This is a genomic window from Nitrosomonas sp. Nm34, from assembly GCF_900113925.1.
GTDB lineage: Bacteria > Pseudomonadota > Gammaproteobacteria > Burkholderiales > Nitrosomonadaceae > Nitrosomonas.
The window spans coordinates 26,997-42,395 of the sequence record NZ_FORD01000025.1 but is presented as its reverse complement, the minus strand read 5'-3'; the positions used below and the strand labels follow the sequence as shown (position 1 = coordinate 42,395).

At 46.1% G+C, this 15,399-nt stretch carries 11 protein-coding genes, 1 pseudogene and 1 riboswitch; of the genes and pseudogenes, 8 read left to right on the top strand and 4 right to left on the bottom strand.

Annotated elements, in window-relative coordinates; translation table 11 throughout:
- Positions 1-443: transposase (locus BM283_RS10825; protein WP_302848287.1), on the bottom strand; the 443-nt coding region annotated here is incomplete at its 3' end.
- A gap of 363 nt (positions 444-806) precedes the next feature.
- Here BM283_RS10825 and pyrE point away from each other — a divergent pair.
- The 7 genes from pyrE (at position 807) to BM283_RS10790 (ending at position 11,397) form a co-directional block, all read left to right on the top strand.
- Positions 807-1,448, top strand: coding sequence for an orotate phosphoribosyltransferase (gene pyrE, locus BM283_RS10820; RefSeq protein WP_090692950.1), 642 nt, complete (start codon positions 807-809; stop codon positions 1,446-1,448).
- Positions 1,449-1,638: 190 nt separating this feature from the next.
- A riboswitch (guanidine-I (ykkC/yxkD leader) is annotated at positions 1,639-1,745 on the top strand.
- Positions 1,746-2,097: 352 nt separating this feature from the next.
- Positions 2,098-3,528 carry an APC family permease gene (locus BM283_RS10815; RefSeq protein WP_090692948.1) on the top strand — a complete coding sequence of 477 codons (1,431 nt, stop codon included), beginning with the start codon at positions 2,098-2,100 and terminating at the stop codon, positions 3,526-3,528.
- A complete protein-coding gene (locus BM283_RS10810) occupies positions 3,525-4,256 on the top strand; it encodes an urea amidolyase associated protein UAAP1 (protein WP_090692945.1) in 732 nt (243 codons plus the stop codon). The genes BM283_RS10815 and BM283_RS10810 overlap by 4 nt, the downstream gene beginning before the upstream one ends.
- Entirely contained in the window at positions 4,253-4,924 is a 672-nt protein-coding gene (locus BM283_RS10805; protein ID WP_090692943.1) for an urea amidolyase associated protein UAAP2, read from the top strand. The genes BM283_RS10810 and BM283_RS10805 overlap by 4 nt, the downstream gene beginning before the upstream one ends.
- A 25-nt stretch (positions 4,925-4,949) precedes the next feature.
- Positions 4,950-8,576, top strand: coding sequence for an urea carboxylase (gene uca / locus BM283_RS10800; protein ID WP_090692941.1), 3,627 nt, complete (start codon positions 4,950-4,952; stop codon positions 8,574-8,576).
- A 2-nt stretch (positions 8,577-8,578) separates the two neighbouring features.
- Positions 8,579-10,393 carry an allophanate hydrolase gene (gene atzF / locus BM283_RS10795; protein WP_090692938.1) on the top strand — a complete coding sequence of 605 codons (1,815 nt, stop codon included), beginning with the start codon at positions 8,579-8,581 and terminating at the stop codon, positions 10,391-10,393.
- Positions 10,394-10,530: 137 nt separating this feature from the next.
- Entirely contained in the window at positions 10,531-11,397 is an 867-nt protein-coding gene (locus tag BM283_RS10790) for a YicC/YloC family endoribonuclease (RefSeq protein WP_090692937.1), read from the top strand.
- A 118-nt stretch (positions 11,398-11,515) separates the two neighbouring features.
- On the opposite strand, the gene BM283_RS10785 is transcribed toward BM283_RS10790, so the two are convergent.
- Both BM283_RS10785 and BM283_RS10780 read right to left on the bottom strand, forming a co-directional pair.
- Positions 11,516-12,802 (bottom strand): c-type cytochrome, encoded by a 1,287-nt coding sequence (locus BM283_RS10785; RefSeq protein WP_090692934.1) that lies wholly within the window; start codon positions 12,800-12,802, stop codon positions 11,516-11,518.
- Complete coding sequence (locus tag BM283_RS10780) at positions 12,799-13,527, bottom strand: c-type cytochrome (RefSeq protein WP_254776328.1); 729 nt, start codon at positions 13,525-13,527, stop codon at positions 12,799-12,801. Before BM283_RS10780 ends, BM283_RS10785 begins: the two co-directional genes overlap by 4 nt.
- Positions 13,528-14,668: 1,141 nt before the next feature.
- On the opposite strand from BM283_RS10780, the pseudogene BM283_RS20000 reads away from it, so the two are divergent.
- Positions 14,669-14,812 (top strand): annotated as a pseudogene (locus BM283_RS20000) (IS982 family transposase); the annotation flags it as partial.
- 269 nt (positions 14,813-15,081) lie between these two features.
- On the opposite strand, the gene rpmE reads toward BM283_RS20000, so the two are convergent.
- Positions 15,082-15,294: a 50S ribosomal protein L31 gene (gene rpmE / locus BM283_RS10775; RefSeq protein ID WP_090692930.1), complete on the bottom strand. Its 213-nt coding sequence runs from the start codon at positions 15,292-15,294 to the stop codon at positions 15,082-15,084.
- Between the last annotated feature and the right edge of the window lie 105 nt (positions 15,295-15,399).

The window sequence follows — 15,399 nt, the reverse complement described above, 5'->3', positions numbered from 1 at the left end:
ACCCATAAAACCAATCCACGCTGGTCTTTCCCCGAGCAGCAAACGTCTGTCATTACTTGATGCGACCCAATGCGGCGATTGTGGCACACACTGATTTTGGTTGAATCAATGAAGCTGATCCCACTGCATTGCCCAAAGCGGCTGGTCAGAAAACAGCACAAAGGTACCAGGCTACCTTGCAATAGCTCAACAAAGCGGTTATAGCTCACCAACCCTGGAAAATAACCCCGCTGATACCTCAACACGTCATTCAGGTAATAGTGCTTAAATGTCCGATAACCGGATAGATGAAACCCCACCATAATGGTCATGATTTCGCTTAGACACAGCGCTCCTTGCCGCCGACGCTGTTTCAGCGATGATCCTAATAAGTGCTGCTCCCATCGTGGTTCAAACTCTTTACAAAATTCGTCACTCTCACAAAAAATCGTTATAGTATCCATGGGAACCTGACTCATCTCATGATGAAATCCTTTTCCAAAACCACTTCATCATAAGGAATTCAGACTTCTTTTACAGCTTTTCTTATGTCGAACTCACGTTAATGTATAAACCAAGGCTATTGGTTTATCCTCGGTTTATTATTGCTTTGTCTTGCGGATTTTTATATCGGTTAGCAACATGGTAAAAATTGTGTTTGCGATACCCAATTTTTTCATAGATGAAGAGCAAACTGTATATAAAACGGCAAATAATAAACGGCCAAAAACCGCTTAAAATGTAAACTTAAGCCGAAACTGTAGCTATGCAGAATACATCAATTATCTTTAGTATTATAATTCGTGTTTTCATGAATTATTAGAGCTATGCCAGATTTTAAACAAGCCTTTATTGAATTTGCCATCGAACGTAATGTGTTGCGCTTTGGTGAGTTCAAAACCAAAGTAGGACGTTTGTCACCTTATTTTTTTAATGCGGGATTATTTAATGATGGCAATTCACTCCATAAACTCGGACAATTCTACGCCCAAGCCATTTTAGCTGCCCAACTCCCGTTTGATATGTTATTCGGCCCCGCATACAAAGGGATCCCGCTTGTCAGCGCGATTGCCATTGCGTTAGCTGAGATGGGTCATAATTATGGTTTCTGCTTTAATCGGAAAGAAATCAAAGATCATGGCGAAGGAGGCAATATGGTCGGCGCGCCACTCGCAGGCCGGGTGCTGATTGTCGATGATGTGATCACTGCAGGTACATCCGTCCAGGAATCTGTCGATCTTATTCGTACTGCTTCAGCCACACCTTGTGGTGTCGTCGTTGCGCTAGATCGCATGGAGCGAGGCCGCCATGAGAAATCTGCTATCCAGGAAGTAGAACAGATGCACGACATCCCGGTGATCAGCATTATCAATTTGGATAATATTATGGATTATTTAGTGGTCAGGTGCGATAGGGCTCCTGATTTATTAGCTATTAAGCGCTATCGCGCGCAGTATGGTGTTGCTTGACCCACACCTTTTTGGTTTAATAAATCTATAAGCGAGATGTTAAACGAGGAGTTCGCCATCTACTATCTATTTCGAAGATAGAAATTTGTTTTTCTAAAAAAGATATGTTAACTTTACTCTTGAAATCGTTTCTTAGTATTCATTAACTATTGAGAGGCGTCACTCAGTTGTATCATTTTATACAACTAATGTAATAGCAAACTAGGGTTCCGGCTTCTTGCTTTAGAAGTGTCTGGTCCGAGAGTTTCTGGCTTCAGTAATAACGAAGCTCCACGGAGGGATAAAAGCCCGGGAGATATGTAATGTTTAGACACATTACGGCTCTCGGTATTTGACCTGATGATTTAAAGGAGGCTTCGTTTATGTACATATCAATCTTATATTCATTTCATCACTTCCTTTCTAGCGATAGCACTGGAAAAAATCTAACGCTCGCTACGGCGGATTCATTGATACAGGCCAATGTGAGTAATTCGAGTTGGTCAGAAAAAAATACGCAATACTTGACCGTTCATTTTTTTACAGCCACTCCCAGGTTTAAACTAACTATCACTTTCAGGCTAAGCTCTTTACCGATTTTCAGCTTCTCAGTTAATCAAGAGTTTTGACTCGGATTGAATCATTTCTCATTATTTTTATGAGGCACACCATGTCAACCGTTCATAGTCACAAAAGCTTTTCATCTGAAATCAAATCAACTGACCCCCAAATGCTTAATCGCAGCATGGGCATCTGGAATAGCTTTACGCTTGGCTTCGCTGTGGTTTCTCCTGTGGTTGGGCTTTATGCCATAGTCGGTGTCCAAACTAATGTTACTGGTGGAGGCTGGTTCACAGCGCTCGTGATCTGTTTAATGATGCAGTTATTAGTCGCTACCGTCTATGCCGAGCTCTCTTCCCAATTTCCGATTGCAGGCGGCGCTTACAAATGGGCGCGCCAACTCGGGGGAACGATTACAGGTCAGTACGCTGGGATCATTTATGTCAGCTCAACCATCGCCATGCTGACCACAACCGCCTATACAGGAGGCATCTGGCTCGCTATTCTATTTGATGCTCCAAGTGGAACTGGCTTTATGATGGTATGCTGGGGTATGGTTTTTCTGCTCATTTGCATGTTGCTCAATCTTGCTCATGTAAATGTGTTCAAGTCGATCATTGCACTTGGGGTATATGCCGAAATCATTGGATCATTTGGTATTGCCCTGTTACTTTTCCTGTTTTTCCGGGAACATCCCGTTTCCGAATTATTCCAGCACCTGGGTAGCGGTACAGCACCGGACAAACTTTCTGCTTTTTTAGCTGCACTCGCCATTGCCGGCTGGGCATTCATCGGATTTGATGCCTGCTCAACCACTTCAGAGGAAACGCACCAGCCCAAGCGCATGGTACCGCGCGCGATTTTTTTCTCGTTATGCGCGGTAGGTATTGTGGTCGTTTTCAATTCTGCTGCATTAACGTTATCGTTTGATCATAATACCCTGGCAAAAACCAGTGCGACATTTGACCCTATTACACCGCTGATTACCACCCATATTGGAGATTGGTTTGAGAAACCTTTTCTGACAATTGTCGTGATCGCTTTTCTCGCTTGCGGCGCATCCGTCGTGAAGTACACCTCCCGCATCGTCTTCTCCATGGCGCGTGAAGGCAACCTGCCTGCACCACTCAGCCGCGTAACTACTGCTAAAACACCAAGAAATGCGATTCTCTGCACAGTATTTTTGGCCGGCTCGGGACTATTGTTCGGGCTCCATGATCAGGCTGTCGCTACCATCATCGCATTTGGTACAGGCGGTCTCTATGCCATGTTTTCCATGACGACAGGCGTCGGTTTATACACTCGGCTGACCGGTCGCTGGGATCCGGCACTGGGGGAATTAAAATTAGGGCGATGGGGTCTGATCATCAATATCATCGCTTTTCTCTGGTCATTATTCGAGTTAATTAATATTGCGTGGCCACGCACCTACTTAGCTTCACCCGATGCTCCCTGGTGGCAGATCTGGGCAGTACCGCTGGTGCTGGGAAGCATCCTAAGCGCAACAACCTTAACCATTCTGATAAGGAGAAACAAATGAATCCAGAGAACATATCCCTATGGGAAGAACCTATTCCGGGTGGATGCCACTGGTCAGGCATACTGCGTCGGGGAATGACCTTGCGTTTAGTCGATGTCAGCGGTAACGCCAATGCAGCGGTTTTATTCTTCAATCAAGAAGAAAAACTGGAGCGCTACAATATGGCCGATACGTTGAAGGCACAACATACTTTTCGCTTGACTAAGGGGCATGCCTGCTACTCCGATATGGGGCGGATATTCTGCTGCATTACAGCCGACACAGTGGGGTGGCATGATACCGTATGTGGCTTGAGTGATCGCACACTGATCCAGCAAAAATATGGCATCGCCCGTTACCAAGAACATCGCAATCAAATGTATCGCAATGGTTTGGATGGCATGCTGATCGAACTTGGCAAATGGGGGCTGGGCATGCGTGACATCGTAGCCAATATAAATTTTTTCAGCAAAGTAACTGCCAATGAGGCAGGTGAACTCACCTTCCATCGCACTCACAGTAAAGCAGGCGGTTATGTCGATCTGAGTTTTGAAATGGATACATTGGTTGTCCTTTCTACCGCTCCTCATCCGCTTGATACCACCACAACTTATCAACCCGGTGCTATCCATCTGGCTGCATTTACCACCTCCTCCGCAGCAGCTTCGGAGTGCAAACAAATTGCCGAGAACCTGCGCGGATTACACAATACTCATCGGTTTTATCCCCCTTGTGGAGGTGCATTATGAATACGTCTCAATTGATCGAAAGTCAACTTAATCCTGATGCTGCTATCATTGATGAAATTTGTGCGGCAGGTGAGCCTTGGGTCAAGATAGTTAAACAGGGACAGATTTTTCGTATTGTTGACCTGGAAGGCAATCAGGCCGTCGATACGCTATTTTTCAATGCAAATCATGCATGGGAGCGCTATAGCGTGGCAGATACGATACGCGCGCAGGATAAGCTATATCTGACCACTGGCAGCAAGCTCTGCTCCAATTTTGGCAATGTCATGCTCACGATCACTGCGGACACCTGTGGACGTCATGACACGCTGGGCGGTGCCTGTTCCGCAGAAAGCAACACCGTGCGTTACGCGCTGGAAAAATACCCGATGCATAGCTGCCGCGATAATTTTCTGCATGCACTCGCACATGAAACCGCTTGCGGGCACCTTGGCATGAGCAAGCGCGATATTCCGAGCAATATCAATTTTTTTATGAATGTCCCTGTCACAGAGGATGGTAGATTGGAGTTTGTAGACGGTATTTCTGCGCCTGGCAAATATGTCGAAATGCGCGCCGAAATGGATGTATTGGTATTGATCTCGAATTGTCCGCAGCTGAATAATCCTTGCAATGCGTACAACCCGACACCGATCAGATTACTGGTCTGGGAGACGCCAGCCAGTTAATGGTTGATCCATAAAGGATAAGACTATGTTTAATAAAGTGCTCATTGCCAATCGTGGCGCAATTGCTTGTCGTATTATCCGCACACTCCGCCGGATGGGGGTAGCAAGCGTAGCCGTTTATACCGAAGCCGACGCCTTATCACGGCATGTCATCGAGGCGGATGAGGCTCACTGTATTGGTAGTGGCATCGCGGCTGAAAGCTATCTACGCGCAGATAAAATACTAACGGTTGCTCGGCAAACTGGTGCGCAAGCGATTCATCCAGGCTATGGCTTCCTCAGTGAGAAAGCTGATTTTGCCGAGCAGTGTGCTGCGCATGGGATATGTTTTATCGGCCCTACTCCGCAACAAATGCGCGCCTTTGGCTTGAAGCATACTGCCCGGGCCCTGGCATTGCAAAATCAAGTTCCCCTTCTTCCGGGAACCGATCTGTTGGAAAATCTCGAAGTAGCCTGCCATCAGGCCAAGCATATTGGTTACCCGGTCATGCTGAAAAGTACTGCCGGCGGTGGCGGCATAGGCATGCGTCTCTGCTGGAATCAGGATGAACTGGTTGACGCTTATGAATCGGTCAAAACACTCGCACAAAATAATTTCAAAGATGCCGGATTATTTCTGGAAAAATATGTCGACCAGGCTCGCCATATTGAAGTGCAGATTTTTGGTGACGGTAAGGGCCAAGTTGTGGCGTTGGGCGAGCGAGACTGCTCCATGCAGCGGCGCAACCAGAAAGTCATCGAAGAAACACCTGCCCCCCATCTCTCTCCTCCCCTGCGTCAGGCGTTACTGGAAACCGCGGTGCGCCTCGGCAAAGCAGTTAATTATCAATCTGCCGGTACCGTCGAATATATTTTCGATGCTGTTAATAACCAGTTTTATTTTCTTGAAGTTAATACCCGTCTACAAGTCGAACACGGGGTTACCGAGGAAGTTACCGGTATCGATCTGGTGGAATGGATGGTGCGGCAAGCAGCGAACGATCTCCCTCTGCTCGATTCTTTTATAATCAAACCACAGGGTGCTTCTATCCAGGTACGCATTTATGCGGAAAATCCTGCAAAAGATTTCCAGCCTTCCAGCAGCACCTTGACCACAGCAGAGTTTCCTACATCCGCTCGGGTGGAAACCTGGGTCGAGCGAGGGATAAACGTATCGGCGTTTTATGATCCCATGCTGGCTAAAATCATTGTGCATGCACCTGACCGGGAAAAAGCCATTGCTCATCTCCTTACAGCGCTGGATCACACGGCATTGCATGGGATTGAAACCAATCTCGCTTATCTCAAACAGATTCTGCAAAGCACCCTGTTTCGTAGTGGGCAAGTGAGCACTCAGTTTCTTAATGGTTTCCATTATCAGGCGCACAGCATTGATGTTCTGAACGCGGGTGTGCAAACCATGATACAGGATTATCCTGGGCGAATGGGTTACTGGAACGTGGGCGTTCCTCCGTCAGGGCCAATGGATAGTCTGGCCTTCCGTCTTGCCAACCGGCTAGTGAATAATACCGAAGATAAAGCCGGGCTGGAAATCACTCTGGCGGGGCCGACATTGCGTTTCAATTGCGCTAGCATCATTGCCATCTGTGGCGCTCCTATTGATATATTGCTGGACGGTAAGCCCTTACTCCAGTGGCAATCTCATCTCGTCAAAGCAGGTGCGCTCTTGCAATTTGGCAAAGTTAAACAAGCAGGCAGCCGAGCTTACCTGGCAGTACAAGGCGGCTTTCAGATACCTGATTACCTTGGCAGCAAAGCTACTTTCACACTCGGTCAGTTCGGTGGGCATGCAGGATGCGTGCTCCGTGCCGGGGATGTGCTGCATATTCACGCGATGCAGTCTTCTCAGCCTTTCCTTCCACAGTATCTGCCGCAGGAATGGGTTCCTGATTATACGAACCACTGGGAAATCGCGGTATTGTATGGTCCACATGGGGCGCCCGATTTCTTTACCGAAGCAGATATTGAAAATTTTTTTGCCGCTGAATGGAAAGTCCATCATAACTCCAGTCGTACCGGGGTGCGCCTCATCGGTCCTAAACCACAATGGGCACGTACGGATGGCGGCGAAGCTGGACTGCATCCTTCCAATATTCATGATAACGCCTACGCAGTTGGCGCAGTTGATTTTACCGGCGATATGCCGATTATTCTTGGCCCTGATGGCCCCAGTCTGGGTGGCTTTGTTTGTCCGGTTACCATAGCTTATGCAGAGTTATGGAAAATTGGCCAGCTTAGACCAGGCGATAGCCTCCATTTTCGCGCAATAGCGATGGAAGATGCGCTTGCGCTGGAACAACAACAGAACCTGCTGATCCAGCATCTTCATACCGATAGAAAGATCTCGATTTCTACTCAATCTGCGAAGCTGGAAAGTCCCATTTTGCATCGTATTTCTGAGAGCAAAAAACAGGTGCAAGTAACTTATCGTCAGTCTGGCGATAAATATTTGTTAATCGAATATGGTCCGCCTGTGCTCGATCTTAATTTACGCTTCCGGGCTCATGCTTTGATGACATGGCTACAGCAACGTATCGACAGCGGTGAGCTTGCTGGTATCCTGGATCTGACGCCCGGCATTCGCTCCCTGCAAATCCATTTTGATTCACGACGATTAGCGCGCGATACGTTAATGATTCTCCTGATGGCAGGTGAAAACGAGCTGCCCGCAATCGATGATATGGAAGTGCCGTCCCGCATCATCTATCTACCTTTATCCTGGGATGACGCCGCTACGCGGCTCGCTATTGAAAAATACATGCAATCGGTGCGCAGCGACGCACCGTGGTGCCCAAGTAATATCGAATTTATTCGCCGCATTAATGGCTTGGAGAGCATCGAAGAAGTTCAGCATATTGTATTTGCAGCGAGCTATTTGGTCATGGGGCTGGGGGATGTTTATCTGGGCGCACCGGTCGCGACCCCGCTCGATCCTCGTCATCGTCTTGTCACCACCAAATACAACCCCGCACGTACCTGGACACCTGAGAATGCTGTCGGGATTGGTGGTGCCTATTTATGCATCTATGGTATGGAAGGCCCGGGCGGCTACCAGTTTGTCGGTCGCACCGTACAAATGTGGAATCGCTATCGCCAAACCGCTGATTTCAAGGAAGGCCGCCCCTGGTTACTGCGTTTCTTTGATCAAATCCGTTTTTATCCCGTCAGTGAAAGTGAACTCCTCAAACTGCGTAACGATTTCATTACCGGACGTTTCAAGCTACGCACGGAAGAAACGGTTCTGAATCTGAGTGAATACAACGCTTTTCTGCAGCAACATGCTGCCAGTATCCATGCATTCAAAGTCAAACAGCAAGCTGCGTTCGAAGCTGAACGCCAGCGCTGGCAGGCTAATCACTTAACTCAATATATCAGTGAAGATGTACTGGAAGAAGCCGATGCACAGAGCGAACTCGACTTACCAGCAGGTGCGCAAGCCGTCACTTCTCAAGTAACCGGCACAGTCTGGAAGCTGCTGGTCAGGGAAGGAGAACCCGTAGAAGCAGGAAAACAGCTGATCATGGTCGAATCCATGAAAATGGAATTCTCGGTAGATTCGCCTGTCACAGGCACCGTGCAACAATTATTCTGCAAACAAGGGGGATATGTATCTGCCGGTCAAGTACTACTCATCATTCAGGAAGAAGTGTGACAATGGAAAAATTTTATCCGCTCAGTGATATTGCCTCTTTACTGCAACGCTACGCAAGGGGTGAATTATCCCCCACTCAACTGGTAGAGAGAATTCATGTTGAAATTCAACATGATCCCGATCATGTTTGGATTACTCCACTTGCACTGGAGTCCTTGAAATATTATGCAAGCCAAGTAGAAGCAAAGGGAATGGCGGAACTCCCGCTATATGGGATTCCCTTTGCCATCAAGGATAATATTGATCTCGCCGGTGTACCGACCACGGCTGCCTGCCCAGCTTTTGTCTACACACCCTCTCGCAGCGCGACGGTTGTGCGCAGATTGATAGATGCTGGCGCCATTCCTATCGGCAAAACCAATCTGGACCAATTCGCCACAGGCCTGAATGGTACCCGCTCTCCCTATGGTGCTTGCCGCAATGCGTTTAACCGTGATTATATTTCCGGCGGTTCGAGCTCAGGTTCGGCGGTCGCTGTCGCCAAGGGGCAGGTATGTTTCAGTCTTGGCACCGATACCGCAGGCTCGGGCAGGGTTCCTGCCGCTTTTAATAATTTGATTGGTTATAAACCGACAAAAGGCTGGCTTTCAGCGCATGGCCTGGTGCCAGCCTGCCGTTCCCTCGATACCGTATCAATTTTTGCATTGACTGCTGCTGATGCCGCGCGCATTCTGGAGGTTTCTGCTGGCTACGATGCTGAAGATATCTATTCCAGGCAAAGAGAAGAATATAACTTTGACTTTGGTGCAGTTTCCCATTTTCGCTTTGCTGTTCCGCGTAGGCAGCAATTGCAATTCTTCGGTAACCTTGAAAGTGAGCGGTTGTTCTATGAGGCAGTCGCCTCGATACATACGCTGGGTGGAGAAGCAATTGAAATCGATTTTGAACCTTTTCTCGAAGCTGCCCGCCTTCTCTATGAAGGCCCTTGGATAGCCGAGCGGTATACGGCGATTCAGTCACTTTTCGAGTCCAAAGGCGATCAAATCATTGCGCCGATACACGAAATTATCTCAGCTGCGAAACAATACTCCGCCGCTGATGCCTTTAAAGGATATGAGCAATTGCGTCGGATCAAACAGCAGACAGATCAGATCTGGCAAGAGGTTGATTGTTTGCTTACCCCCACTGCCGGCACGATCTATTCTGTCCAAGCCATACAGCAAGATCCGATACGTCTCAATACCCATTTAGGTTACTACACCAATTTCATGAATCTGCTCGACTATACAGCCGTCGCTACCCCTGCTGGTTTTCAACATAATGGGCTTCCTTTTGGTATTTCGCTGGTGGCGCCTGCTCACCAGGATATGCCCTTACTACATCTTGCGCACCGTTTGCAAGCGCTCTACTCACTGCCTTTGGGGGCGACGGGTATTGCGTTACCTGAAACTCATTTCCCTGACGTATTTCAGTCTAGTCAGATACGTATCGCCGTTTGTGGCGCACATTTATCGGGTCTACCGCTAAATGAACAATTGACTACTCGCCAGGGTCGATTAATAACCAGCACCACGACTTCCTCAGACTACAAGCTCTATGCATTGCCAGGCCAACCACCTCAACGTCCTGGCTTAATTCGAGTAAATGAGAATGAGCGAGGCTTCGCTATTGAAGTGGAAATTTGGGAGTTGCCGGCACGCAAATTTGGCAGCTTTGTCGCCCTTATTCCAGCACCGTTAGGTATCGGCACCCTCACCTTGGTAAATGGTGAAACAGTGCAAGGTTTTCTCTGTGAACATTATGCCATCAAAAAAGCTACTGATATCAGCCATTTTGGTGGATGGCGCAACTATCTCCAACAATTAGCCCATCCATAAACTACTCCTCTTGATTCATCCGTTTTAATCGACTCGTTGATAAGGAGAAAAAGCATATTAAAAGATTCATGGCTTTCAACTAACCAACCTTCTATACTGACTCATATCAAGATTATTATTAAGGTAAGGAAAAACTCATGATAGCCAGCATGACAGGTTATGCCATTATGTCTAAGGAGATTGCACATGGCTCCCTAACGCTAGAACTACGCTCGGTTAATAATCGCTATCTCGATATTCAGTTCCGTTTGCCAGATGAATTCCGCTTGCTGGAACCCGCAATGCGTGAGCTCCTGAATACTCAGTTAAAGCGAGGCAAAATTGATTGCCGTTTAACCTTCATGCCGTACGCTAAAGTAGATTTACCTCAGCAGCTCAATGAGCAGTTGTTAAGTAAATTAATAGAGCTGAACAACACGGTTAAATCGGCTCTTTCGGATGCAAAAAGCCTGACTGTTGCAGATATTTTGAGTTGGCCTGACATATTGAAAAGCGATATGGCGTCTACTCCAGCACTACATGAGGCTTGCATGGAATTACTTCAGGCGACTTTGAATGAGTTTATCGCTACGCGTGTTCGTGAAGGAGAAAAACTGAAGAATACATTGCTGGAGCGTTTGCGCCAATTATGCCAATTGACAACGGCGCTCTCACCGCGTATTCCAATGTTACTCGCTAATTTTCAGGAAAAATTAATAACACGTTTGCAAGAAGCAAAAATAGAGGGTAACGATGATCGTCTTCGGCAAGAGCTAATATTATTTGCCAGCAAAATTGATATAGACGAGGAATTATCACGATTACAAACTCATCTAGATGAAGTGGAACACGCCTTATTAAAGGGAGGGTGTGTTGGCAAACGGCTTGATTTCTTGATGCAGGAACTTAATCGGGAGGCTAATACTCTTGGTTCAAAATCTGTAGATGTAGAAGTTTCAAAAATTTCTGTGGAACTAAAAATATTGATCGAACAAATGCGTGAGCAAGTTCAGAACATGGAATGATATAAAATTCTATTTCATTTCTAAATCAGAACTGGCTTTGTTGACTTCACCTTGCCGTATGATTGATACTGCCTGCAGTTCACCTTCGTGTTATGTTTGATTGGGAAATGGAGTTATTTTATTGTGCGCCTTTTCGGCTTCTATCAACTTGAACTGAGGTGATTATGCTCCCGCGGTTCCCCCATGCATTACGGATATACGACAAAACTAATGCGATCTCTTCATCATTCAAGATGTGTGCAAACGGCGGCATACCGTAAGGACGTGGATTACTTGCCGTGACTGGTGCGTAACCGCCGTATAGAATGCTACGAATCACGTTAATCGGGGACGCTAGTGTGACGCTGCGGTTGCCAGCCAACGCAGGATATGCCCCTGGTGCGCCTTGACCAAAGCTCCCATGACAATCCTGACAGTGTGTCTTATAGATCTTGTGGCCATGCTGGAGCTGCCTGTCAACCTCCTCGGTAAGCTCAGGAGCGATTCCCCTTGAATGGGGAGCAGTCTTCGGTAAAGATTGCAAATACACTGCCATAGCACGCGCATCATCTTTTGACAAATGCTGAAGACTTTGACTGACGACAGCTGCCATCGGCCCTGTTGTGATCGCACGGGATGACAAGCCTACCGTGAGTAGTTGAACGATTTCGTGGATCGGCCAATCGGAAGTGCTTGCTTCCTGCAGTGAAGTCAGGGATGGCGCATACCAGTTAGAACCCATGAGCTGTCCTCCTCCCAGGATTTCGCCTTGGCTTGCTCCCAGCGGATTCCGAGTTGTGTGGCAGGCATTGCAATGCCCGAGTCCTTGCACCAGATATGCTCCCCGATTCCATTCATCACTCTTTCCAGCTTCAGGCTGATAAATACCCTGCTCGAAATAAAAGGCTCGCCAGATATAGATGAGTGGGCGAAAATTAAAAGGAAAATGGATCTGGCTCGGTGGGTTTTGTCGTTGGATGGGCGGGAGAGATTGAAGATAGGCGAAAATCGCATTGGAATCCTCGCGAGTGATTTTTGTATATTCCGTGTATGGAAAAGCCGGATACAAAAGATCGCCATTGCGTCCCTTACCTTCATGCAGTGCCCGCCAGAAATCCTCCTCATTCCAGAGACCAATACCGGTTTCCTGGTCAGGTGTAATATTAGGTGTTATGAATGTTCCGATGAACGTTTCAAGAATATGTCCTCCAGCGTAGGGCTGCCCGCTTTGTCCAGTATGACACGCCATACAATTGCCGATATGTGCAAGATACGCGCCTCGTGCTTGCTGTACCTGTTGTTCCACAATGTTATCTTCTGGCTTTGCCACTGCAGGCTTTTCACTCACAGGAGAAAAACCGATCGAAACCAGAAATGCAGCGAGGCTTAATCCGACAACCGCAGCGGTGATGACAGAGCGCTTCATCGCAGTTCGGGGGATGGCATGACAATACTACTGCATCGTCTAGCCATTTTTTCAGAGAGGGCTGCAGAATGCTCCTGCTTGAGGAGTGCTTCCGAAACCGGCTGTGCAGCCAACCAAGTTGCTATGACATTCGCCTCCTCGGCAGTAAGCTGTTTTGCAATTTCTGACATGCAGTCAGAGGTTTGACCCCGCATCACACCGCCATTCTGCCAGCTACCAAATTGGGCGATTATGTAGATACGTGGCAGGCCTAGCAACCCAGGGATAAAAGGCGCTGTTCCCATTAAATCCTTTCCATGGCATTCAACACACGCGGGAATTTCTCGGGCAGGATCGCCCTGAGAAATAAGTTTACGGGCCAGTTCGATGTTGGCGGAAGCAGAACTCATCGGCTCGGGGGGAGGAAAAATCTGTTTCAGCGAAGCAAAATATGCAGCCATGTCCTGCAGATATTGATCAGGCAAACCTTTCAGCAGCCAAGCCATGGGTTGATAATGACGCCTACCATCTCTGAAATTGCGTAGCTGGTTAAAAAGATAACCTTCCGGCTTGCCAGCGATGCGCGGATAATACACATCTCTACCTTTCTTATCCTCCGGACCATGGCAGGTGATACATGCTTTTACGCGTTCCGCCATGGTATCGGGAACGTTGACTGGCGGTATATCTGCCGCGGCAGCGAATTGGAAAAAAAATAAAAAAACGAGCGGAGCAAGGTATATCATGTTACCACCATTTGTTTTTTACCTGTTTTTTCCATACAAATCACCCAAGATGAGAGTAATAGCAAATAAAGTATGGTTTATTCAGCCGGCAAATACAATAATACATTGAGCAAGTATCTTACCCGGGATCATCAAACCAAATATTGAAACAGTCATCAAGAAAACCAGTTTTTTCATCAAACACTTCTACTAACTTAGTTTAATTTCCCCCCATTCCTTTATTCAAAAGTTTTTATCAAAGATATTGTATTTGTATTTCATTAAGAATATCGATATGGAGAATACGTTCTCTGCAAAAAAACAAATCTATAATTCACTTGACTCTTCAAAGTGGCGTTTTACTTAACTCTTAGAGACGATTGATTTTAATATTACTTATAATAACATTAAGGTTTTTAAATTATTAGACCTACTTATCATATTAACATTTGATTTTTTATGTTTCATAATACCGGTACAGACAATAAAATTAAGTAATCAAATAAGAAATCACTTGTTTCTTTAAAGGACACAATTGGCTATTATTTCATTTCCAAATCAAATATGATACGAAGGTGAATCGCAGACAGTATAAATAACGTAAGTTCGGGATAAGAAAAGCAGCAAAAGGAATCTGAATTCCTTATGATGAAATTATCTTTGAAAAAGAGTTTCATCCCTAGAGGGGCCAGATTGAATGGATACTATAACGATTTTTTGCCCAATTGAGGACTTTTATAAAGAGTTCGAGCCGAGCTGGGATCAGCACTTGTCGGATTCACCGCTGAAGCGGCGTCGGCGACGAGGATAGCTGTGTTTAAGTGAACAGTCATGACCATCATAATGGGATTTCATCTGTCCGGCTATCGGACGTTTAAACCCTATTATTTGGGTGGTGAGGTATTAAGGCATCAGTAGTCTTGTTTTCAAAGATTAGTGAGTTACCACCGCTTTATTGAGCTTATTGCAAGGCAGCCTGGCGCCCTTGTGCTACTTTCTGACCAGCCGCTTTGGACAATGTAGTAGTGGAATCAGCTTCATTGATTGATCAAGATCAGTGCGTGCCACAACCGCCACATTGGGTCGCATAAATTAATGGCAGAGTTTACTGCCTTGGGGAAAGACAGCTTATGGGATCCGCCAATGACCCATTGTAAAATACTCGCAAATCGAGCATTCCCGTCATCGCATCCCATTTAATTACTTTGTTAATCTGATAGCCGGGCTGGTGGCTTACACTTTTCGAGAGAAGAAACTCTCGCTTGATATCAGACTCCCTCAAGCTCTTTCAGTTGTGGTAGCGTAATCCTTATATCGAACTCACGTAACCTAGTCTTGATTTTGCTTAATTGGACAGTACTCCCCTGTATATTAGAACACATGAACGATTATTGTTGTATTCAACTGCAGGATTTTCAGCGCGAATGAGTTTGTTTTGATAAGCACATTCAACGCTCTATTAGCAAGTATTGTATGTGCTTTTTCAATCGGCGCTGTTAACAGAAATAAACGTTAAGTTTTGGAAAAATTTAAGAAAAGAATAAATTACCTAATTACAATATAACGGTTTAATATTTATTTTTGTACTGGTTTTCCATATTTGCGATTAAATTTCTCAACTCTTCCGGCAGTATCCACAATCTTCTGTTTTCCGGTATAAAAAGGATGACAAGCCGAACAAACCTCTATATGTAAAGGCTTATTTAAAGTAGAACAAGTTTTAAAGACATTACCACAACTGCATGTTACTGTTATTTCTTGATAACTTGGATGAATTTCTGCTCTCATATTGTCTTTTGTCCTTAATTCTCAGACCAAATCTTTGGGTTATAAATTAAAAAAATGGGGTATTATCCTTTATTAAAGGGCTGGACGCAACTTTGGAAGGCTCAT